The organism is Anaerococcus cruorum (assembly GCF_046365495.1).
GTDB classification, from domain to species: domain Bacteria; phylum Bacillota; class Clostridia; order Tissierellales; family Peptoniphilaceae; genus Anaerococcus; species Anaerococcus cruorum.
The window spans coordinates 311,105-333,111 of the sequence record NZ_JBGMEH010000006.1 but is presented as its reverse complement, the minus strand read 5'-3'; the positions used below and the strand labels follow the sequence as shown (position 1 = coordinate 333,111).

Below are 22,007 nucleotides of genomic sequence, written 5' to 3'. Positions count from 1 at the left end.
AGGTTATTATGAAAAAAACTAGTCAAAAAGATAAATTACCTTCTAAAGTTTCTGACTTATCCCTAGGTGGCCGCATCAAATTTTATTTAAAAAGATACTGGCAATTATATATATTTTTACTACCAGCCCTCATTTATTTTTTAATCTTCCACTATGGGCCTATGTATGGGGTACAAATTGCCTTTAAAAAATATATGCCTTCTTTGGGTATCACTGGCAGTCCATGGGTGGGATTTGACCATTTTAAAAAGTTTTTTGACTCCTATTATTTTACAGATTTGATAAAAAACACCCTAGGCATAAGCATCTACGAACTTATCTTAGGTTTTCCAATGCCTATTATCCTTGCCTTAGTTTTTAATGAATTAAAAAATGGATTTTTTAAAAAATTTGCCCAAACAGTAACCTATGCACCCCACTTTATTTCAACAGTAGTTATAGTTGGGATGCTAGTTTCTTTTCTTTCTCCATCTACAGGTATCATTAACCACATAATTGCCGCCTTTGGAGGAGATCGCCACGCATTTTTAGAAGATCCTAAGTGGTTTAAAACTATTTATGTTTTATCTGGGATATGGCAAAATACTGGCTGGAATACCATTATTTATATGTCAGCCCTAGCTGGTGTAAATCCAGAACTGCATGAGGCAGCAGCTATAGATGGGGCAAGCAGGTTTCAAAGATTACTTTATATAAACTTACCAGCTTTAGTACCAACTATGATTATCTTATTAATCATGAACTTTGGTTCTATAATGTCTATGGGTTATGAAAAAATATTACTGATGCAAAACCCATTAAATATGGCAGCAAGCAATGTTATATCAACCTTTACCTACCAGCAAGGTTTGATAGATGCAAACTATTCCTATGCGGCAGCTGTGGGATTATTTAATGCGGCTATTAATGCAATATTGCTTTTAAGTGTAAACAAAATCACTAGAAAAGTAACTGATATAGGTTTATGGTAAGGAGGATTTATGCAAAAGAAAAGTTCAGATAGGATTTTTGATATAATAATCCACCTTATAGTAATCTTAGTTTTAATAGTAGTTTTGTATCCACTTTTATATATAGTTTCTGCATCGATTTCTTCCCCAAATGCTGTAAACTCTGGGAGAATGTTCTTATTTCCAAAGGATATTACTTGGGAAGGTTATAAGATTATTTTTAGAAATAAAGATATTTGGAATGGATATTTAAATACAATTATTTATACACTAGTAGGGACTTTGGTAAACTTAGCCTTTACCATCCCAGCAGGCTATGCCCTAGCAAGACGTGAGCTACCGGGCCGTAATTTTTTTATGAAATTTATCCTTGTAACTATGTTTATAAGTGGGGGACTTATTCCTTCTTATATCCTCATCACAGGTTTGGGCCTTAAAAACTCTATGTGGGCCCTAATTTTACCTGGAGCAGTTTCAGTTTATAACTTAATTGTAGTAAGAACATATTTTCAAACTAATATCCCAGAAGAACTTATAGAATCAGCTGTAATAGATGGGGCAAGCTTTTTTAGAATATTTTTTGAAATTATATTGCCACTTTCAAAACCCATCCTTGCAGTGATGGCTCTATTTTATGGGATAGGACATTGGAATCAATATTTTGGAGCGCTTTTATATATAGATGATAGAAGCAAATATCCTTTGCAAATGATTTTAAGGGAGATTTTGGTAATTCAAGATATGAGTTCAAATCCAAATATGTCCATGTCAGGAGAGATGGCTAAATTTTTATATAGCCAGCAACAACTAGCTCAGGTTATAAAATACGGAGTTATGATAGTTTCAACCCTTCCTATTATTTTAATATATCCTTTCTTACAAAAATATTTTGTAAAAGGGGTTATGATAGGATCGGTAAAAGGTTAAGGAGAATATATGAATAAAAAAATATTTTTAACAGCAGCTATGGCTCTATCTCTAGCTGCTTGTGGTAATAATGCTGATAGTCCAAAAGATGAAGCAGCAAATAATGCACCTAAATCAAGTGTTGAAGTAAATAAAGAGGGCTATCCAATAGTTGATGAAAAAATTACTATGACTATGGTAGCTCCAGGTCTAGGCATCAACGAGTGGAATGATATGGACTTTATAAAAGACTATGAAGAAAAAACAAATGTTCACATGGATATCACAACACCACCCCAATCAGAATTTAAAACAAAATTAAACTTAGACTTTGCAAGTGGGGATATACCTGATGTAATATATGCTGGAGGCCCAAATACCTTAAATGCTGCTGCAGAAGTAGATTATGGTAGCCAAGGACTTTTAGCACCACTTGAAGATTTGATTCCAGAATATGCACCTAATTTTAATAAATTAATGGAAGAAAATCCTGAAATTAAAAAATCGATCACAACTACAGATGGCCACATTTATGCTATCCCACACATCAATGAAGGACCAACTTCAAAATGGATTATGGGTCCAGTTTGGTATAACGGGGAATGGTTAGATAATCTTGGTGTGAAAGATTTACCAAAAACTACAGATGAGTTTTATGATTTGATGGTTAGATTTAAAAATGAAGACCCAAATGGCAATGGTGAGGCTGATGAAATTCCAATTTCAGATGTAAACTTTGGTGGTATCCGCCACTGGTTTATGCCAGCCTTTGGCCTAAAAGGATGGGGAGTACAAGTAAATGATGATGAGGTTTCATATTCATTTACTGATCCAGGTTTTAGAGGCTATTTAGAATTTATGCACAAACTATATGCTGAAGGCTTAATCGACCAAGAAATCTTTTCCCAATCAAAAGAACAATTACAAGCAAAGGGCCAAGATGATAGGCTAGGAGTTTTCCAAGAATGGTTTTCATACTTTATTACAGGACGTGATGAAAGCGAAGCAATCAATGACCCAATGTTTGCCCCACTTACAAGTGAATACCAAAAAGATCCTGTAATGCCAATAGTAACTGGTATCAAACGTGGATCATTTGCAATTTCTAGCAAAAACCCATCACCTGAAGCAGCCCTACGTTGGATAGATACTTTCTATACAAAAGATGGTTTTGATTATTTATACTACGGTCCAGAAGGTTCATACTGGGTGTGGAATGATGATAAAACTATTAAAGAATATTCAGATGCTGCAAAAAATTCTGATGATGTAGAAAAATATCGTGGCTATGTAACACCAGCCTATGGAATTACAGTACCAGCTTACTCTGTACCTCTAGATCCAATAGGCGGAGAAACAGATAGCAGTTTTAATGATTTTATTGAAAAAGAAACTGAAGAAAAAATCCTAAATAACGGTGAAATTATCTTCCCATTAACATATCTAACAAATGAAGAAAATGAGGAAGTAAGTGATATAACTGTAGAGCTTGAAACTTATATGAAAGAAAATGAAGCTCAATTTATCAATGGCTCAAAAGAGTTAAATGACCAAACTTGGCAAGAGTACCTGGATACTATGAATAAAATCGGGGCTGAAAGATTAATTGAAATCTACCAAGCAGCTTATGATAGATGGAAAGCTATTGAATAATGAGTGATAACAAATTAATAAAAATAGGTAACTTTCTGGGGGATATGTTTATCCTCCAGGCCTATTTTATTTGCTACTCACTAAGGGGAGGCATCATACTTGGTGTCTTCCCTTCTTTTATGGCAGTTATAGATATACTTTCAATAAAATTTTATAAGGAAGATGATGAAGTTTTAAGCTATCTATTTAAAAAATCATATAAGGAAAATTTTAAAAAATCCAACCAAGTAGGGTGGGTGCTTTTACTTAGCGGAGCTTTATTAATCTTTGATTATTATATTAATAAAAACTATATAAATAACAAAGCAGTTGGACTAATCTTGTTAATTTTACTAATAATCTATATAATATTAGCTAGTCATGTGCCTATCACTCTACTCAGATTTGATTTATCATTTAAAAATTATTTCAAGCAGGCTATGCTAATAGCCCTTAGTTCTCCTTTTGAATTAATTTCTGTAATTTTAAGTGAACTACTCATAGAGCAAGTTTTAGTAAGACTTCCTATATTAATATTATTTTTAGGAGCACCTCTAGTGGCTATGCCCTTTGCCTGGTTTACTTATAGATCAGTTGAAAAAATCAAAGAAAAAAAACAAAAAGAAAGTTAGGTCGATAGTATTTACATATATTTATTAGATATAAAAATAAGGATTGATAATAGCTTTAGTCTCAAAGATAAGAGAAAAGTTGTTAAATCTATAATAGATTATGCTCGTAATAATTTAAAAATTTCATCTGCTGAGCTTTCTAGTAACGATATTAGAAATTTAGCTCACATGGGTTTTGTTACTATTTCAAATGATAATGACACTGCCAAAGAGATTTTAGAAAATTTGCTAGTAAGAATAGAAACGAAGTATCCAGTAGAAATTTTAGATTATTATATAGAAAGGATTTAATATGCTCATATATTTTTCAGCAACGGGCAATACCAAGCACGTTGTAGATGAGATAGCCTATGAGGGTGAGATAATAATTGCTGTTGATAAGCAAAAAGATTTGAAAGAAATAAATTTAGAAGACAATGATAGGTTAGGGATCCTAGCTCCATCTCATGCTGGGGGTCTACCTGTAAATGTAAAAGAATTTTTAAAAAATTTACAAATAAATTTCGATAATCATCCCTATACATTTTTCATAGGGACTTGTGGGGGATCCACTGGCTATAGTAGCAAGCAAGTAAAAGATATTTTAATAAAAAAAGGAATGGAATTAGATGCTTCATTTGCTATTAGGATGCCAGAAACATTTATCCTATTTTCTGATGTTAAGGATAAAGAAAAAATAGCTAGAGTAAATGAAGAAGCTGACTATGAAATATCCCTTATCAAAAAACGACTAGACAATGGAGTTTACGGGAACTTTATAGATTCACAAGTCCCAAAATTTATAGGAAATATAATTCAATCAGCTTATCGCAAATTTAAATCAACTAGTAAATTTGAAGTAAGTGATGCTTGTATATCTTGTGGGACATGTGCAAGAGATTGCCCAGTAGATGCTATAAAAATGGAGGATGGAAAACCAGTTTGGGTAAAAGATTCTTGTCTACTTTGCCTAAGATGCATCCATGCTTGTCCAACCAATGCCATTGACTATGGAAAAAGAACCAAGGGCAAGGGCCAATATCTGCATCCAGATTATAATAAAAACTTAAATAACGTATAATGATAAAAAGTGGGTATAAACATTACCCACTATTTTAATACAAATTAGGAGGAATATATGAAGTTAATTTGCTATAAAATATGTACCACCTGCAAGGGTGTTGAAAAAATGCTTGATGAAAAAGGCATTTCCTATGATTATAGGGATATAAAAGAAGAAAATCCAACAGCAGAAGAAATAAAATCTTGGCATGAAAAGACAGGACTCGCTATAAAAAGATTTTTCAATACTTCAGGTAAGATTTATAGGGAAAATAATATAAAAGATAAATTACCAAATATGAGTAATGATGAGGCTTATGATTTATTAGCAACAGATGGCATGCTAGTAAAAAGACCTATACTCTTTACTGATGAAGGTGATATATTTGTAGGTCCTGATGTAAAAAAATATGTAGAGAACCTATGAAATACAAAATGGACAATAAAAGCAAAAGATATATTCTCTACCTTTTTGTTTTACTAGTGGCCTATTATTTAGTAGAAACTTTGCCATTTAGAAAAGAAGAGAAGACAAGTAATGAAATTGTATCTGAAAATATAAAAACTTTGGAAAGTACCGGTAGTGAGTTAGAGAGTCTAATTACAAGTGATAAGCAGGCCTTAAATGATTTTTTCTTTAATGATAATACTAGTGAAAAAATAATGGGGCTTATAAGTACCTACTCAGATGATAGGGAATTTAAAATAAATGATAATATCAAAATATTTTTACAACAAGAGGGCAATCCTGTAAAAATAAGGTATAAGAGAGCTGAGTATGAGATAGTAAATACAAAAATAAGAAATAGTGAAGATGCAAGTGATGATATGGCTATAACCTATGATGTAATAGTAACAGATAATCCAAATGGGATTAACAATTATCAACTCATCCACGATTTAAAAACCTACCTAGTAGACTCTTTTGGCCAAGATGCCTTTAATAATTTTTTGGATGAGATAATAGCAGATACGATAAAAGAAAATCAAGAACTTATTAAAATTTTAAGTAAAGGAAAGAAGGAATAAATGTCATTAGAAATTAGAGGAATAGAGAAGTTAAATGATCAAGAGCGTATGGATGAGCTGATTAATTATATAAAAATTCAGCTAGATGATGAAAGTGATAGCCTAGCTCTTATGAGTAATATTTCAAGTTTTATTATGGGAACTATAAAAAATTTAAACTGGGCTGGTTTTTACCTTTATAAAGAAGATGAACTAGTTTTAGGGCCCTTCCAAGGCCAACCAGCTTGTACAAGATTAAGTTTAGATAAGGGAGTATGTGCAAAGGCCTTTAGAGATAGAAAAGTTACAAAAGTAGATGATGTCAACGAATTTCCTGACCATATTGCATGTGATAGCGCCTCAGAAAGTGAGCTAGTAATTCCTTTGTTTAAAGATGGTACGGTTTATGGAGTCCTAGATTTAGATAGTCCTATAAAAAATAGGTTTACTAATATAGAAGTAGAAGGATTTACAAAAATAGGAAAACTTATAGAGGATAATATTTATCCTTTTTAGTCCTTTACTTATGGTAAAATTATAAATTTATTGATATAATTATTCCATTAAAGGATGGAAAATGAATGAAAGAAAAGTTAAGTTTTAAAGAAGTTTTATTAGTAGGATCACTTTTATTTGGCCTATATTTTGGAGCTGGAAATCTGATATTTCCACTAGAACTAGGTCAAAGATCAGGAGTAAATCTTACACCAGTAACTGTAGGTTTTTTGTTATCCGGAGTTGGTCTTCCTATTTTAGGTATAGTTGCAACTGGCTTAAGTGATAGCGGATCACTATTTGAATCTGCAAAGCCAGCTGGAGATTTTTTTGCATATTTTTTTACTATTTTACTTTACTTATGTATAGGACCAGGTTTTGCCATACCACGTACAGCTACAGTATCATACGAAGTGGGTCTAAAAGCATTGGTAGGAGCCAATGATACTTTATATTTGCTAGGATTTTCTATTGTATTTTTTCTTTTGGCATATTTTTTTGCAGTAAAAGAAGGAGATTTAATAGATACTATTGGAAAATTTATGACACCCATCTTTTTAATATTGCTCGCTCTTATAGCAATTTTAGGTTTTGTAAAACCTATGGGAGCAGTTGCTAGTGTAAATCCTGATGAAAAATATCAATCTAATCCCTTTACAGTAGGTTTTATAGATGGATATAATACCCTAGATGCACCAGCATCTCTGGCTTTTGCAGTATTAATTATTTCTGCTATAAAAAAATTAGGAGTAGTAGAACCTATAAATATAGGTCGTGAAGTTTTAAAATCAGGGCTTGTTTGTTTACTAGCTATGGGTGTAGTTTATTCTTCCCTAGCTTACCTTGGATCAACTTCTGCCCATATTATGGATGGGGGAGAAAATGGTGCTATAATTTTAGCAAAAATTTCTAACCATTACCTAGGTTCTTTTGGCCATATCCTATTAAGTTTAATAGTTTTTATAGCTTGTTTAAAAACTGCCATTGGTCTTATATCAGCTTGTTCGGAAATGTTTAGCGAGATGCTTTCATTTAATTTGACCTATAAGCAGTACTGCATAATATTTTCTATTGTATCATTTTTAATAGCAAATCTGGGACTAAGCAGGATAGTTTCATTATCTTTACCGGTTTTAATGTTTTTATATCCACTATCAATTGCCCTTATTTTCTTATCAATGGTTTCTATAAAAACTGGTAAGAGAAAAACAATCTATAGGTGGACGTTAGCATTTACAGCCTTTGCAGCATTTTTTGATTTATTAGTAAACCTCCCAGAGAGTATATCTACCAGTAGCCTTGTGACAATTATTTTGTCATTTCCTAATAAATATTTACCAGGATTTGATTTAGGGTTTGGCTGGGCCCTACCTGCTATAATAGGTTTTATGATAGGTTATATAATTGATAAAAATAAGGAAAAAAGTAAAATAACATACACTACAGGCAAGTAGCTCTTAGGAGTAAAGCTTGCCTTTTTTGTGAGGAGAATATGAGATTAAGATTTAAACCAAACGCTATACCAGAAATGAAAGAAAATGATAGGATATTTTTCTATCCCAGAGATATGAAAGGCAAATGGCATGAAGTTTTTGAAAATGATAATCCGATTTATCTAGAAATAGGAGCGGGTAAGGGTGATTTTATTATTGAAAAAGCAAAGCAAAATCCTGATATAAATTTTATTGCCCTAGAGATGAATACAAATGCTTTTGTAATAGCTAGTAGAAAAATAATTGATGAAGAACTTACCAATGTCATAGGACTTGTGGACTATGCAGAAGAGCTTACAGAAACATTTGATGAGGATGAGATAGACCATATTTATATAAATTTTTCTACTCCATGGCCAAAAACAAAGCACCACAAAAGACGCTTAAGCCATGAGAGATTTCTTGAAAGATATAAAAAAATTATAAAAGATCAGGGAATTATAGAACAAAAAACAGATGATTTACCATTTTTTGAAGACTCTTTAAAATACTATGAAGACTTTGGCCTAGAAGTCTTAGAAGCAGAGTATGACTTGCCAGAAGAAAAATCAATAGTTACAGAATATGAGAAAAAATGGAGAGCGCGCGACAAACCAATATACTATGCTAAGGCTAAGTTTAAATAAACTTAGTCTTTTTTTATGAAAAATTTAATTGATGATTTATTGGGGTAATAATTTAAATAAAGAATTTTAAAGGAGTTTTATAATGACAAACAAATATCTAAAAGACCCAAGAACTTTATACCATACAGAAGGATACCACGAAAAAGACCAAGACACACCAGCAGTAGAAGCTGATATGACCTATAAACCTGATCATGGAGAAAAATCTTATGTAGGACATGGTAAACTTCAAGGTAGAAATGCTCTTATAACTGGAGGAGATTCTGGTATAGGACGTGCAGCAGCTATTGCTTTTGCTAGAGAAGGAGCAAATGTAGCTATTCAATATTTTCCAGGTGAAGAAGCTGATGCTAATGAAGTAAAAGAATTAATAGAAGCTGAAGGCAAAAAAGCACTAATAATCCCGGTTGATCTTAGAGAAGAAGGAACTGGAACTGAAATTGTAGAAAAAACAGTAGAAGAATTTGGAACAGTTGACATCTTAGTGTTAAACTCTGCCCAACAAATTGTCTCAGATAGTTTAGAAGAATTATCAATGAAACAAGTAAGAGATACCATGAATGTAAATATTATCTCTATGTTTGAAACGGTAAAAGCAGCAGAAAAATATTTAGAACCAGGTGCATCCATCATTACTACAAGTTCTATGCAAGCCTTCGAACCATCAGGAGAACTTCTTGACTATGCAACAAGTAATGGGGCAGTGCTTACTTTTACTAAAGGACTTGCAGCTTACTTTACTCCAAAGGGCATTAGAGCAAATACAGTAGCACCAGGTCCAATTTGGACTCCTCTTCAATTAGATGAAGGTAATAGCGATATAGAAAATTTTGGCCAAAAAACACCTTTGGGTAGATCAGGTCAACCAGCAGAACTAGCTCCACTTTACGTATTTTTAGCATCCAATGATAGTTCATATGTATCAGCCCAAGTTTATGGGTTAACAGGAGGAAGCAGGAGCATATAATATTAAATTCATTTAATCCAAACTTTATTTTATTTAATTTATAAGTATAATAAGAATAGAAAATAAATAAGGGAATTAATATGGGTGAAAATAGAAATAAAAGTAAAAATAGATTTAAACAAGGACTTATAGCTGCTATTATCGTAGCAATACTAATGCTAGCAGCTTTTTTTGCAGCAAAAAATATATTTAATGTAGAGGAAGAAACCAAAGTCACTTCAGAAACGGTAGAAGCAGCTTTAAAAGAAGCAAAAGAGCTTACAACTTTAAAATATCACTACAAAAATATAGCTTCATTTGAAAATAGTCAGCAATTTCAAGGCATGAAAATACCATTTACAACAAAAAGATTTTTATACACCTATGAAGGTGAAATCCATGCCGGTGTGGATTTAGATGAGGCTAAGGTAAAAGTAAATGAACAAGCAAAGAAAATAAATATAACTCTTCCAGAAACAAAAATTCTAAGCCACGACATAGATGAAAATAGTGTAATGGTATATGATGACCAAGATTCTATTTTTAATCCACTAGAGCTAGAAGATTATTCAAACTTTAGAAAAGAAGAGGAAGCAAAAGTAGAAAAAGAAGCAATAGATAAAGGACTATTAGAAGAAGCAGAAGATCAGACTATAAAGGCTGTAAAAGAATTATTAAATCTAAATCCAGTTATAGGTGAAGAATATACTGTAACTGTCAAGTAAAAAACTAGGAGATTATGCTCCTAGTTTTTATTTTGCTAAATTATATATTAAAGTAACCATAGGATATAAAATAATCTGGTGGGCAAGGTAGATTGGCATAGCGTATCTACCAATTTTTGCTAGTAAGTTATCATTACCAAATTTTCCGTAGAAATTTTTATTTTTTAAACCCTTACCTAAAGTGTAGCCAAAAAGGTAGATAAATGTCCAAGGAATTATTGCAAAATAATCAGTAGAATGAAAATCTGCTGATGGGAAGCCTAGGTAAAAAAAGTTTAGGTCATATAATTCTTTAAAAAAACTAATGTTATATAGGATACCTCTTGGAATTTTATAGGTGGTTATAAAAAGCAATAAAAATACCAAGGCCCACTTTGGTGAAATATCCGTAAAATATTGTAATATACCTGTAATTATCATAGATGCACCAAGACCATTTAGCACTCCCCATAGGATAAATTGATCGGGGGCAGCAAGATAGGTTATAAGGGTAATTGTAAAGCCTATTAGGCTTGTTTTTATTCCACGTTTAATATTTCTATTTGCATCTAGAAAATTTGAAGTAATCCCTGATATGATAAAAAATGAGCAGGCTATTGATAATTGCCATACTTTATTTAAAATTGTGCCATCATACCAAGGAATTTGCCAATAATAATTTATGTTATACATTAAGTGAAAAAGCACCATGGAAATGATAGTAAATCCACGCCACTTATCTAGATTATAATTTCTTTTCATGATAGTATTATAACATAAAAACTAGCTAGGAGGCCTTATGTTTGAGTATAAGTTTGAAAAAGTTTTTATTAGTAATGGCATTAAGGAAAGTCAGTCAAATAATATGGACCAGGTAGAAAAAGTCATAGAAGAAAATGCTAATGATGGATGGAGATTATCCCAAGTTTTGGTGGTACCAAAGGAAAAGGCAGGACTTTTTATGATAAACTACTACCAAATAATTTTTGAAAGAGAAATTTAGCAAAGAAAAAAGCCCCAACTAGGGGCTTTAAATTTTATATTATTTTCCAAGTTCTTCTACAAATTTTGTAACGTGAGCTGGAAGATCTTCTGGAGTTCTTGCTGTAACGATGTTTCCCTCTACAACTGTTTCTTCATCTACCCAGTTTGCACCAGCATTTTTAATATCTGTGCTAATAGTTTTTACTGATGTAGCTTTTACTCCATTTAGGATATCAGCTTCTGCTAAAACCCATGGTCCGTGGCAGATAGCTCCGATTAGTTTGCCAGCTTCATTCATTTCTTTTACGAAATTTACTGTATCTTCTGATTGTCTCATACCATCTGGTGAAAATCCACCTGGAATGTATACTGCATCAAAGTCGCTAGCTTTTGCATCAGAACTTGCAATATCTGATTTCATTTTGTAGCCACCAGCTTTTCCTACATATTCTGTATCAGCTTTAGTACCTACAAGAGTAACTTCATAATCTTCTTTAAGTCTCCAGTATGGATAAATTAGTTCTGGTTCTTCATATCTATTTTCAATTAGTATTGCTACTTTTTTCATTTATTTATCTCCTTTTAAAGCTCTTAGTTTCGCTTTCTATTTTATGTATACCCAAATTATTTATTTTTAATACTTAAGAAAAATTCTGAAGGCTCAACTTTATGATTATTTCGGTAGTTTAAGCTTAATAAATGTAGGTCTTCGCGTGCCCTAGTCATGGCTACGTAAAACATCCTACGTTCTTCTTCAAGTCTTTGTGTTTTATCTTTAAAATCAAAAAGAATGGGAAATTCTCCCTTAACTAGATCTATGACAAATACCTTATCATATTCAAGTCCTTTAGACTTGTGGACGGTAGAGAGTATAATATTTGATTCTTTACGTTTATTTAAAATTCTTTCAAATTCCTCTATCTTTTTGTAAAAATCATCTAGACTTTTAAGACCCCTAGTAAAATTGACTAAGCTTTCTACATATAAGTCCTTATTTATTACAACCTCATAGTACTTATTAGAAAACATCTTGATATACTCCCTATATCCCATTTTGTTATAGATATAAGCTATTTGTTTATCTAAATCCATGGTGCGTAAACTTTTAAATTCTTTTTCTTTTCTTAATAGATTATAGGCTTTTTCATCATTTATATATTCGTGAAGGTAGTCAAAAACTGTATAGTTTTGTGGTTTGATATTAAGCTTTTCAATCTCTTCACGGGATAGATATGAATTTATCATATAATAAATTTCTGTAAATAGCTCTACATTATAAAAATCATTAGAAAAATTAATGATATTAACCATGTCTTTTAAGATCTTTGAATCAAAAAAATCACTAGACCCATTATTTATGGAAAAATCTATATTTTCTTCCATAAAAAAAGAAACTAGGTTTAATGCAGATATATTATTCCTATACAAGATAGCATTGGTCTTATCTTTTTCAATATTTTTTAAAATATAGGAAAATTCTTCCTTGCTATCACGGGCTTTATGTTTATGGACCTTATTAGTTGGTTTTTTGTTGGTAAATAAGTTTTTCTCATACCTATATTGGTTTTGTCTGATAAAATCACCAGCAACTTTAATAATATTTGCTTGCGACCTATGATTTTCATCCATGGTAATTATTTTTGAATGGGGAAATTTATCTTTAAAATTTAAAAGGTAATCTGGTTCTGCTGCCCTAAAGGAATAGATAGACTGGTCATCATCTGCCACAACCATTAAATTATTTTCTGGATATATTATTTTCTCAATTAATTTAAATTGCAGGAGAGAGGTATCCTGGCCTTCATCTAATTGAAAGTACTTATATTTATTTTTAATAGATTTAAGTAATTTTGGATTTTCACTTATTAATTTAAGGGCTAGCACTTGCATATCATCAAAATCGATAAAGGAGTTTTCTTTTTTGAAATTTTCATAGCTAAGATAGATTTTTTCTATATTTTTTATCTGTGAATTCTTAAGATAAGAAGTATCAGCCATGCTGTTTTTCATGTAGCCCACTTCTGTAAAAAAGTTTTTAAGGTCTTCTGATGACATTATTTTGCCATTGATATCAAAATATATTTTTTGAACTAGGTTGTATTTATTGTAGAGGTCATCATTTTCTAGGATTTTTAACTCTCTATTAGTTTTTTTATAATAATTTCTAATTATTAGATAGCAAAAGGCGTGGATAGTCATAAAGTTTGACTTAACTTCATTTTCTTTTTCAAACCTATTTTTCATATCTAGAGCTTGAGTCCTAGAGAAAGTTAAAGAAAGAATTTGTGATGGGTCGACTTCACTAGATAAAACTTTTATACGTTCTAAAAGCATAGTTGTTTTACCAGCCCCTGGTACGGCAAGGACTAGGCAAGGTCCATTTTTATGATTTGCTGCAAGTTTTTGTTTTTCAGTTAATTTCATACAAATATCATACCATATAAAAATTTATTAAAATATGGTAAAATTGTATTAGAATACATATATGGGGGTAACAATGCTTACAACAAATTTTTTAAAGACTAGAACTTCAACTAGAGATTATAAAGAGAAAAAATTAGATGAGAATGCTACAAGAAAAATATTTGATATTGTAGAAGCTGAAGCAGAAAAATTAGGTAAAGAAGACCTTTCTTTTTTAGTAAATACTGATGGAGAATCTGTATATAAAGCCCTTGAAGGAGTAGCTGGATATAGAGGAATAATGATTAAAGCTCCAGCTTATATTGCCTTAAATGCATTAAATAACAACCCTGGATCAGTTGTAAAAGGGGCCTATGGTATGGAAGAAATAATTACAAGATTAAATGAACTAGGTCTTGGCTCATGCTGGATTACAGTTTCAGATGTAGAAACTACAGTTAAAAAATCTGCCTTTAACTTTACAGATGGAGATGTTAATTTACTTTTAGCAGTTGGATATCCACTAGATGATGAAGTCCGCCAACAAAGATATGATGATAGAAAACCTACAGAAGATTTAGTTTTCCTAGGTGACTTTGATACTCAAGCAACAGATGAAGACCTAGAACAAAGAGGTCTAAATGATATATTTGACTATGCAAAATTCGCACCATCAACTCACAATGAACAACCTTGGAGATTTGTAATAGTTGATGATGAAATAAAATTATATATCGAAAACTTTAAAGGTGATGTAAACTTAATAGATGCTGGTATAATAATGTATTATATCGATGAATTAGGAAAATCACTTGCTATGCCAAGTGGTTGGGATGTAAATCCAGAAATTTCATCTGATAAATACACATATATAGCAACAAAGAAAATGTAAGAATAGGGCGGCTTTTAGTCGCTTTATTTTAATTGAAAGGTAAATATGATTAGATTATATACAGAAAATGATTTTGAAAAGATGAGAGCAGCAGCAGAAATACTTTGCCAAACTCATCTTGCTATCCAAAAAATTATCAAAGAAGGTATGACAACCAAACAGCTTGATGACTTTGCCAATAAATTTATAGTAGATCACAAAAATGCAGTGCCAGCCCAGCTAGGTTATGGTGGCTTCCCTTATACTCTTTGCATATCAGTAAATGATGAAATTTGCCATGGCTTTCCAGGAGATTATGTTTTAAAAAAAGGAGACATAGTTTCTATCGATAATGTAATCGAATATGAGGGAGGACTAGCTGATTCATGCTGGTCATATGCAATTGGAGACTTAGCAGACCGTGATCAAAAATTAATGGATGTGACTTTAGAATCATTAAATCGTGCAGTAAAAGAGGCAAAAGTTGGCAATAGAATAGGGGACATAGGCCATGCTATCCAAGAATATGCAGAAGTAGAAAATGATTTTTCAGTTATCCGTGATTTTATAGGCCATGGTATAGGAAAAGAAATGCACGAAGACCCACAAGTACCACATTACGGCAAGGCTCACAGAGGCCCACGTATCCAAGCAGGTATGGTATTTACTATAGAGCCAATGATTGCAAGTGGCAACTGGCCAATGGAACTTGAAGATAATGGTTGGGTAGCAAAAACAAAAGATGGATCAAATGTTTGTCAATTTGAACACCAATTAATCATCCACGAAGATGGCCCAGAAGTAATTACTGATCAAAGTAAATATAAACTGACAGAAGAAGACCTAGCCTTTATAGAATCTTATAAATTTTAGTAGGGGTTTTTCTTGCAAGTAGAATCTTTAAATGCAACTGATAAAAAATACTTTGAAAATTTATATAAAAGCGCTTTTCCAAAAGAAGAACGAGTAGATATCCAAACCCTATATGATCTTAATAGTGAAAATTTAATTGAAATTGATATTTTAAAAGTGGACGAGAAAAATATTGGTCTCGCTGTAATATATTTAAATCAAGATATTCATTTACTTTCATATTTTGCTATCGATTCAAAATATAGGGGGCAGGGATTGGGTAGTAAGTCATTAGCATTATTAAAAGAAAAATATGATGATTTAATAATTGAAATCGAAAGTACAAATTTTAAAAATGCTGATGATTATGTTATAAGAAATAGGAGAAAATCATTTTATATAAAAAACGGATATCAGGTTTTAGATGATAGAATAAACTATTTTGGCATAGAAATGGAGCTTATGGCTACCACTAAAGATGCAGGTCTTGATGAGTACTTTGAGACTTATCTAAATATTTTTGATAAAGATTATATAAATGAAAATATAAAAATAATTGAAAATTAAAATCCTAGGTTAGATTCCTAGGATTTTTTTTAAATCTTTATAAGTTTATAAATTAGCAAAACCTTTTCATATAATGTAAAATCATATTAAATAAATAATTATATATTAATAAAAGATAAGGAGACTTAAGATGAGCGAATATTTTAACACATCTGATTTAGATAAATTTAATAATGGTGATTTAGCAGACTTACATAAAGAACATTGGGATAATTTTATAAATTATTATGGAAAGTAATGGCTGAGGGAAAACTTTCTGTAAGAACAAAAGCTTTAATAGCTCTTGCAGTAGCCCATGCAGAAAAATGCCCATATTGTATAGATGCTTATACAACAAAATGCTTAGACTTAGGACTTAGCAAAGAAGAAATGATGGAAGCAGTCCATGTAGCAAGTGCCATGCAAGCAGGTATTACGCTTGTTACTAGCGTTCAAATGAAAAATATCATAGACGATTTGGAATTTTAAGTGGAATATTTTAAAAAAGTAAACCAAGCTGTACCAAAATTTGATGAGAGGGTTCGCTATAAATTAAAAACTAAAGAAAAAATTGATACCCTCCAATTAAATGTTACAAGAACTTGTAACTTAGCTTGTAAGCATTGCCACCTTTCTTGTAATCCAAACCGCAGAGAAGATATGAGTATGGATGTGGCTGAAAAATGCCTAGAGCTTTTAAAATCTTATGACTTTAAAACAGTAGATATCACAGGTGGGGCTCCAGAAATGAGTGGAGTTTTTAAATATCTAGTAGAAGAAGCTAGTAAGCTTGGTAAAAAAGTAATGATTAGGTCAAATCTTACTATTTATAATAAAAAAAATACGCAGATATCCCTCAATTTTTAAAAGACCATAAGGTAGATATCATAGCAAGTTTACCTTTTTATGAAAGAGAAAGAACTGATAAGGTAAGAGGTATTGGAGTTTTTGAAGATTCTATAAGGATTTTAAAAATTTTAAATAAATTAGGTTATGGTAAAGATCCTGATTTAAATTTAAACCTAGTTTACAACCCTTCTGGAGCTATGATTCCTCAATCAGAGGAGGAACTAGAAGAAGTATATAGGGTAAAACTAAAAGAAGATTATGGAATAGTATTTAACGATTTATTTGCAATTACAAATTCACCTATAGGAAATTTTGGAAGATGGTTAGATAAGTCACGAAACTTAGATAGGTATATGAATCGTTTATATAATTCTTTCAATGATGAAGTTGTAGAAGAGGTCATGTGTAGGTCGACTTTATCAGTTGATTATGATGGCACTATCCATGATTGTGATTTCAACTTGGCTCTAGGTCTTGGTATAAGAGGAAAAAATAAAACTATATTTGATATTACAGCAAATGATTTGGGAAATAGACCGATAGTTACAGCAAATCATTGCTATAGCTGTACAGCAGGGGCGGGCTCTTCCTGAGGTGGCTCCCTGGAGTAGGTTACTCCTAAAGAATAATTTTTATATGAGAAGGTTATATGACAGATTTGAGAAAAAAAGTAAGTGATTATTATAGCAAAATCACTACAGAAGATGAAGGCGAAATGCAAACTAATATTTGCTCATGTGCAAGTGATGCCATGCCTGATTATCTAAAAGAGATTAGAAAAGAATTACCAGATGAAATTATTACCCGCTTTTACGGATGTGGTTCACCTAAACCAAAGGCTATAGAAGGTAACATAGGATCTATTAGTGCAGATGATGGAGAAGGTAGCGAAGTTTGTTGTTAAATTATTGTGTTTTTCAATAAAGCATGATAAAATATATTATATAAAAAATAACAATTTATAAGGAGAGTAATATGAAAAATTATAAAAATTTGTTTCTAAGTTTAGCTTTAGCAGGAGCCATCCTAACAGGTTGTTCTAACCAAGATGCAGCTCCAGCAGAGGATGCAGCAGGAAATAAAACTGAAACTTCAAAAACAGCTGATACAACTGCAAAAGTTGCAGAAGAAATTAAAGGCGTAAGTAAAGAAAATAATATTGTTGTTGATAAAGAAAATCAAACAATTACAGTATATGCAAACTTTAACGGTAAGTTCTTAACAGAATCTACTAGACACTTAGTGGTATCTGAAACAGGTAAATTTGCTGACAAGCCAGTATTTAAATCATACACAGCTCCATCTGATTTCCACCAAGCTCTACTTGATATTGGGGCAGAGCCTGGAGATAATATGACTCCAGAAAATGCAGAAGAAACAACATCAGAAGGAACACCTCTTGATGTAACTCTTTACTGGGAAGGAAACGAAGAGGGAGTAGATGTAAATGACTTTATTGTAGATCCTAATGGAAAGGGTGTTGACTTAAGATTTACAGGAAACCTTGACAGATCAAATAAAAAGAAAACAGGTTGCTTATCTTGCCTAGATTCTTGTACAGTTGGTATAACATCAAATGCTAACTATCCATTTGGTTCTGTAGAAAAAACAAAAATTGTTGAATTTGGTATAAACGAAGACCTAGCTCCAGCAGATGGCACACCAATAGCTATTGTTTATTCCATAAGAGGATAATGAATACTTTAGCAAAAGTATCAAGATATTTACTAGGCTCAATAATATTATTTACTATAGCCACTAGTTTAATTAGCCTGAGTGTCTGGCTTGATATGAGAATTCATGCTAGGCACATTGTATATGCTAGTTTTATCATAATGCTAGTGTTTATTATCAAAAAAGATTTTAAGTATGTAAAAACTTTCTTGATAGGAGAAGCTTTGATGCTAGTAGCGTTTATCTTAGGTAAATTTCCCAGAGTTTCCTATGAACTTAGAGATGCATTTTATTTGCCAATGCAAATAGAAAACTTTAAGATATTTCTAATCATAATAATTATTGTTACTAGCTTAATAGTTTACTATGATTTTTATAAAAAGAAAAAATCTTTATTAAAAAATTAAAACATAAAAAAAGCAGGATCTTTAGATTCTGCTTTTTTCTTATTAAAATTTTCCAATACCTAGCTTTTTATTATCTGCACCCTTATGGTAGGCTGATTTTACTAGTTTATCTATTAATTCTTCATATTCTATCCCAGATGCTTTTGCTTCTAAGACATATGGAGAAGAAGATTTAGATAGACCTGGCATAGTATTTATTTCCATAATGTAAGGCTCACCATCAGCATTTAGCCTTATATCGATTCTTGCATAAGTATCACAATTCATAGCCTTAAATGATTTGATAGCTAGGTATTTCATTTCTAGTTCTAACTCTTCATCTATTTTAGCTGGTGTAGTTTTTATAGTCCATTTATTTTTTACCACATCTTTTGTTCTAAAGCTTACACCACTTTCCTTATCAAAGGTTATTTCTGTAACTTCTAAAGCTTTTACTTCGCCCATATCTTCTAGGACACCAACTGTAAATTCTCTACCTGGTAAAAATTCTTCTACTATAATAGGAGGGTTTACTTCTGAGAAGATTCTATCTAGAGTGTTTGCTAATTCTTCTTCATTTTCTACATAGGAATCCCTTCTAATCCCTACTGATACAGCTTCTGACTCTGGTTTTACAAAGAGAGGGAAGGATTCTTTAAGCTCTTCTTTTAGCTCATCATCTTTTGCAAACAAAATTTGAGATTTTACTATTGGTAGCCCGTGAGAAGCAAGTATTAGGTTTGCGGTTTCTTTTGATAGGGCTGTTGCTTGGGCTAGCATGCCACTACCTACGATAGGAATACCTAATAATTCTAGGGCTGCAAATACATTTCCTTGTAATTTTAAGTTTTCTAATGGATCATAGTGGATAAATATAACATCTAAATCTTCTATTTCCATAATATTTCTCATCATATCAATATTTGCTGGGATTTCAAAAACTTCGTGGTTACTGTATTCTAGTGCTTCTTTGATAGATGAAAGCATATTTTTCATAATTCTATCTGCATTTGGATTTACTTCTCTAATTTCATCTGTCATATTTTCGTATTCTGCGTATACTAAAGCTACTTTCATATGTACTCCTTCTTATTAATATATTAGTATAATAAATTTTTTTATTACAAACAAAAAGAATTAGGCATCTTCACCTAATTCTAATGATATTTGGTTTTTAGTTTTTTCTCTTTCACTCATCATTTGGTTGTAGCATTCCCTACATAAGGGCTCGTATTTGTCCTTTGAACCAATTTGGATTCTTGATTCGTCAGTTGATTTTCTATATGAGGCCCAGGCATCATCGCCACAATTTGCACAAATGGCATGGTGTTTGGTTAGTTCATCTGCTATTGGCATTATTTCTTTGATAATTTCAAAGGGTCTTGTTTTATAATCCATATCCAGCCCTGAAACTACAATAGTAATATTTTTATCCATAAGTTCATTAAAGATATCTATGACTTCTGTTGGGTCATTTGGAAAAAATTGGACTTCATCTATGCCTATGGCATCTAGTTCGTGATTTGTAGCATATTCCAAAACGTCATTTAGATTTTCAACCTTTATAGCATCTAACTCTAAATTATCATGACTTACTATTTTTTTATCATCATCACGATTATCTACAGCTGGTTTAAAAGCAGCAATTTTATAATTTGCTATCCTCATCCTGTATAATTCTCGCCATAGGGAAGTGGTTTTTCCTGAAAACATGGAGCCTGTGTGAACTATTAATTTTCCTTGTTTTTTCATTAGTTAACCTTATACATTAAATTTAAAGTTTACTACATCGCCATCTTTCATGATGTAGTCCTTGCCTTCCATTCTTAAAAGGCCTTTTTCACGTGCAGCATTGATAGATCCACTATTTACTAAATCCTCATAAGAAACTATTTCAGCTTTTATAAAACCACGGGATATGTCAGAATGGATTTTTCCAGCAGCATCTACTGCTTTTGTACCATCTTTTATAGTCCAAGCGCGTGTTTCCATTTCTCCTGTAGTTAGATAGGATATAAGATCTAGAGTTTTGTAACTATCTTTTATTACCTTGTCAGTACCAGATTCTTCTAGGCCAAGCATTTCTAAAAAGTCTGCTTTTTCTTCATCTGTATCTAGCTCAGAGATTTCTTGTTCAATTTTTGCAGATACTATAGAAACTTCTGCATTTTCACCTTTTGCAAATTCACGAACTTTAGCTACATATGGGTTATCAGCTCCATCGTTTGCAGCATCATCTTCATTTACATTGCACACATAAATAATAGGTTTAGTTGATAGAAGTTGGTAGGAGCGAAGCAGTTTTTTCTCATCGTCATTTAGATTTAAAACTCTTGCAGATTTTCCTTCTTCAAGAACTTCTTTTACCTTATCTAAAACTTCTACTTCTTTAGCTACTTCCTTATCATTTCTAGCAACTTTTCTGCGCTTTTCTAAAACTTTTTCTATCATTTCAAGATCTGCAAAGATTAGCTCAAGATTTATTGTTTCGATATCACGGATAGGGTCTACTGATCCATCAACGTGAGTTACATTTGGATCATCAAAACATCTTAAAACCTCAACAATTGCATCAGTTTCTCTAATATTTGATAAAAACTGGTTACCTAGGCCCTCACCCTTTGATGCTCCTCTTACAAGTCCTGCTATATCATAAAATTCTATTGCAGCTGGGACAACTTTTTTTGATTCACTGATTTTAGCTAAGACATCTAGTCTTTCATCTGGCACATTTACAAGGCCCACATTTGGGTCAATAGTTGCAAATGGATAGTTTGCAATAAGTGCTCCAGCTTTTGTAATTGCATTAAATAATGTTGATTTACCAACGTTTGGCAATCCTACAATTCCAAGTTTCATTTATCATCACACCCCTTAAATAATTTTAAACATTGCTTTTATTATAATTGATTTGGCAAAAAATTCAATTGGATACTCGCTACCAAAGAATGGCTAAAATGGTATAATTACTTTATAAAATAATGAAATTTTAACATTTTTACTAAATTA

29 protein-coding genes are annotated in these 22,007 nt (G+C 31.8%); 23 read left to right on the top strand and 6 right to left on the bottom strand.

What is annotated here, in order from left to right:
- The first annotated feature begins 8 nt into the window (after positions 1-8).
- The 13 genes from ACCQ40_RS06365 to ACCQ40_RS06305 all read left to right on the top strand — a co-directional run bounded on the left by ACCQ40_RS06365 (position 9) and on the right by ACCQ40_RS06305 (position 10,454).
- Positions 9-971 carry an ABC transporter permease gene (locus ACCQ40_RS06365; protein WP_410033080.1) on the top strand — a complete coding sequence of 321 codons (963 nt, stop codon included), beginning with the start codon at positions 9-11 and terminating at the stop codon, positions 969-971.
- Positions 972-980: 9 nt separating this feature from the next.
- Positions 981-1,877: a carbohydrate ABC transporter permease gene (locus ACCQ40_RS06360; RefSeq protein ID WP_410033079.1), complete on the top strand. Its 897-nt coding sequence runs from the start codon at positions 981-983 to the stop codon at positions 1,875-1,877.
- A gap of 9 nt (positions 1,878-1,886) precedes the next feature.
- A complete protein-coding gene (locus tag ACCQ40_RS06355; RefSeq protein ID WP_410033078.1) occupies positions 1,887-3,509 on the top strand; it encodes an extracellular solute-binding protein in 1,623 nt (540 codons plus the stop codon).
- Positions 3,509-4,120 (top strand): YesL family protein, encoded by a 612-nt coding sequence (locus ACCQ40_RS06350; protein ID WP_410033077.1) that lies wholly within the window; start codon positions 3,509-3,511, stop codon positions 4,118-4,120. Before ACCQ40_RS06355 ends, ACCQ40_RS06350 begins: the two co-directional genes overlap by 1 nt.
- Before the next feature lie 9 nt (positions 4,121-4,129).
- Complete coding sequence (locus ACCQ40_RS06345; protein ID WP_410033153.1) at positions 4,130-4,411, top strand: DUF503 domain-containing protein; 282 nt, start codon at positions 4,130-4,132, stop codon at positions 4,409-4,411.
- 1 nt (position 4,412) lies between these two features.
- Complete coding sequence (locus ACCQ40_RS06340) at positions 4,413-5,180, top strand: EFR1 family ferrodoxin (RefSeq protein ID WP_410033076.1); 768 nt, start codon at positions 4,413-4,415, stop codon at positions 5,178-5,180.
- Positions 5,181-5,237: 57 nt separating this feature from the next.
- A complete protein-coding gene (locus ACCQ40_RS06335) occupies positions 5,238-5,588 on the top strand; it encodes a Spx/MgsR family RNA polymerase-binding regulatory protein (RefSeq protein WP_410033075.1) in 351 nt (116 codons plus the stop codon).
- Positions 5,585-6,190 carry a hypothetical protein gene (locus ACCQ40_RS06330; protein WP_410033074.1) on the top strand — a complete coding sequence of 202 codons (606 nt, stop codon included), beginning with the start codon at positions 5,585-5,587 and terminating at the stop codon, positions 6,188-6,190. The genes ACCQ40_RS06335 and ACCQ40_RS06330 overlap by 4 nt, the downstream gene beginning before the upstream one ends.
- Positions 6,191-6,685 carry a GAF domain-containing protein gene (locus ACCQ40_RS06325; RefSeq protein ID WP_410033073.1) on the top strand — a complete coding sequence of 165 codons (495 nt, stop codon included), beginning with the start codon at positions 6,191-6,193 and terminating at the stop codon, positions 6,683-6,685. It begins immediately after the preceding gene.
- 65 nt (positions 6,686-6,750) lie between these two features.
- Positions 6,751-8,118: a branched-chain amino acid transport system II carrier protein gene (gene brnQ / locus ACCQ40_RS06320; protein ID WP_410033072.1), complete on the top strand. Its 1,368-nt coding sequence runs from the start codon at positions 6,751-6,753 to the stop codon at positions 8,116-8,118.
- A 38-nt stretch (positions 8,119-8,156) separates the two neighbouring features.
- Positions 8,157-8,783: a tRNA (guanosine(46)-N7)-methyltransferase TrmB gene (trmB, locus tag ACCQ40_RS06315; protein ID WP_410033071.1), complete on the top strand. Its 627-nt coding sequence runs from the start codon at positions 8,157-8,159 to the stop codon at positions 8,781-8,783.
- An 82-nt stretch (positions 8,784-8,865) separates the two neighbouring features.
- Positions 8,866-9,750 (top strand): SDR family oxidoreductase, encoded by an 885-nt coding sequence (locus ACCQ40_RS06310; RefSeq protein WP_410033070.1) that lies wholly within the window; start codon positions 8,866-8,868, stop codon positions 9,748-9,750.
- Between the two features lie 80 nt (positions 9,751-9,830).
- On the top strand, positions 9,831-10,454 hold the full coding sequence (locus ACCQ40_RS06305; RefSeq protein WP_410033069.1) for a DUF4230 domain-containing protein: 624 nt from the start codon (positions 9,831-9,833) through the stop codon (positions 10,452-10,454).
- A 27-nt stretch (positions 10,455-10,481) separates the two neighbouring features.
- Here the strand turns inward: ACCQ40_RS06305 and ACCQ40_RS06300 are convergent, their stop codons facing one another.
- Entirely contained in the window at positions 10,482-11,195 is a 714-nt protein-coding gene (locus tag ACCQ40_RS06300; protein ID WP_410033068.1) for a heparan-alpha-glucosaminide N-acetyltransferase domain-containing protein, read from the bottom strand.
- Positions 11,196-11,232: 37 nt separating this feature from the next.
- Between ACCQ40_RS06300 and ACCQ40_RS06295 the strand changes: the two genes are divergently transcribed.
- Positions 11,233-11,436, top strand: a complete 204-nt coding sequence (locus tag ACCQ40_RS06295; protein WP_410033067.1) for a DUF4177 domain-containing protein — start codon at positions 11,233-11,235, stop codon at positions 11,434-11,436.
- A 39-nt stretch (positions 11,437-11,475) separates the two neighbouring features.
- Here ACCQ40_RS06295 and ACCQ40_RS06290 read toward each other — a convergent pair whose 3' ends face one another.
- Both ACCQ40_RS06290 and ACCQ40_RS06285 read right to left on the bottom strand, forming a co-directional pair.
- On the bottom strand, positions 11,476-11,985 hold the full coding sequence (locus tag ACCQ40_RS06290; protein ID WP_410033066.1) for a type 1 glutamine amidotransferase domain-containing protein: 510 nt from the start codon (positions 11,983-11,985) through the stop codon (positions 11,476-11,478).
- 56 nt (positions 11,986-12,041) lie between these two features.
- On the bottom strand, positions 12,042-13,841 hold the full coding sequence (locus tag ACCQ40_RS06285; protein ID WP_410033065.1) for an ATP-dependent helicase: 1,800 nt from the start codon (positions 13,839-13,841) through the stop codon (positions 12,042-12,044).
- 73 nt (positions 13,842-13,914) lie between these two features.
- Here ACCQ40_RS06285 and ACCQ40_RS06280 point away from each other — a divergent pair, with 73 nt between their 5' ends.
- From ACCQ40_RS06280 to ACCQ40_RS06240, 9 genes are all read left to right on the top strand, one after another.
- A complete protein-coding gene (locus ACCQ40_RS06280; RefSeq protein ID WP_410033064.1) occupies positions 13,915-14,712 on the top strand; it encodes a nitroreductase family protein in 798 nt (265 codons plus the stop codon).
- A 45-nt stretch (positions 14,713-14,757) separates the two neighbouring features.
- The gene (map, locus tag ACCQ40_RS06275) at positions 14,758-15,564 is read left to right on the top strand and encodes a type I methionyl aminopeptidase (RefSeq protein ID WP_410033063.1); all 807 of its coding nucleotides are present in this window, start codon (positions 14,758-14,760) and stop codon (positions 15,562-15,564) included.
- Between the two features lie 12 nt (positions 15,565-15,576).
- Positions 15,577-16,110 (top strand): GNAT family N-acetyltransferase, encoded by a 534-nt coding sequence (locus ACCQ40_RS06270; protein WP_410033062.1) that lies wholly within the window; start codon positions 15,577-15,579, stop codon positions 16,108-16,110.
- Positions 16,111-16,347: 237 nt separating this feature from the next.
- The gene (locus tag ACCQ40_RS06265) at positions 16,348-16,578 is read left to right on the top strand and encodes a carboxymuconolactone decarboxylase family protein (protein WP_410033061.1); all 231 of its coding nucleotides are present in this window, start codon (positions 16,348-16,350) and stop codon (positions 16,576-16,578) included.
- Positions 16,579-16,956, top strand: a complete 378-nt coding sequence (locus ACCQ40_RS06260) for a radical SAM protein (RefSeq protein WP_410033060.1) — start codon at positions 16,579-16,581, stop codon at positions 16,954-16,956.
- Positions 16,957-17,135: 179 nt separating this feature from the next.
- On the top strand, positions 17,136-17,531 hold the full coding sequence (locus ACCQ40_RS06255) for a DUF3641 domain-containing protein (RefSeq protein WP_410033059.1): 396 nt from the start codon (positions 17,136-17,138) through the stop codon (positions 17,529-17,531).
- 56 nt (positions 17,532-17,587) lie between these two features.
- The gene (locus ACCQ40_RS06250) at positions 17,588-17,842 is read left to right on the top strand and encodes a hypothetical protein (RefSeq protein ID WP_410033058.1); all 255 of its coding nucleotides are present in this window, start codon (positions 17,588-17,590) and stop codon (positions 17,840-17,842) included.
- A 71-nt stretch (positions 17,843-17,913) separates the two neighbouring features.
- A complete protein-coding gene (locus tag ACCQ40_RS06245) occupies positions 17,914-18,633 on the top strand; it encodes a YdjY domain-containing protein (protein ID WP_410033057.1) in 720 nt (239 codons plus the stop codon).
- Positions 18,633-19,019: a hypothetical protein gene (locus tag ACCQ40_RS06240; protein WP_410033056.1), complete on the top strand. Its 387-nt coding sequence runs from the start codon at positions 18,633-18,635 to the stop codon at positions 19,017-19,019. Before ACCQ40_RS06245 ends, ACCQ40_RS06240 begins: the two co-directional genes overlap by 1 nt.
- Positions 19,020-19,061: 42 nt before the next feature.
- Here the strand turns inward: ACCQ40_RS06240 and ACCQ40_RS06235 are convergent, their stop codons facing one another.
- The 3 genes from ACCQ40_RS06235 to ychF are packed head-to-tail and all read right to left on the bottom strand — an operon-like array spanning position 19,062 to position 21,857.
- Positions 19,062-20,075, bottom strand: a complete 1,014-nt coding sequence (locus ACCQ40_RS06235; RefSeq protein WP_410033055.1) for a D-alanine--D-alanine ligase family protein — start codon at positions 20,073-20,075, stop codon at positions 19,062-19,064.
- Positions 20,076-20,135: 60 nt separating this feature from the next.
- On the bottom strand, positions 20,136-20,750 hold the full coding sequence (locus ACCQ40_RS06230) for a thymidine kinase (RefSeq protein WP_394018421.1): 615 nt from the start codon (positions 20,748-20,750) through the stop codon (positions 20,136-20,138).
- Between the two features lie 9 nt (positions 20,751-20,759).
- A complete protein-coding gene (gene ychF / locus ACCQ40_RS06225; RefSeq protein WP_410033054.1) occupies positions 20,760-21,857 on the bottom strand; it encodes a redox-regulated ATPase YchF in 1,098 nt (365 codons plus the stop codon).
- Positions 21,858-22,007: the final 150 nt, after the last annotated feature.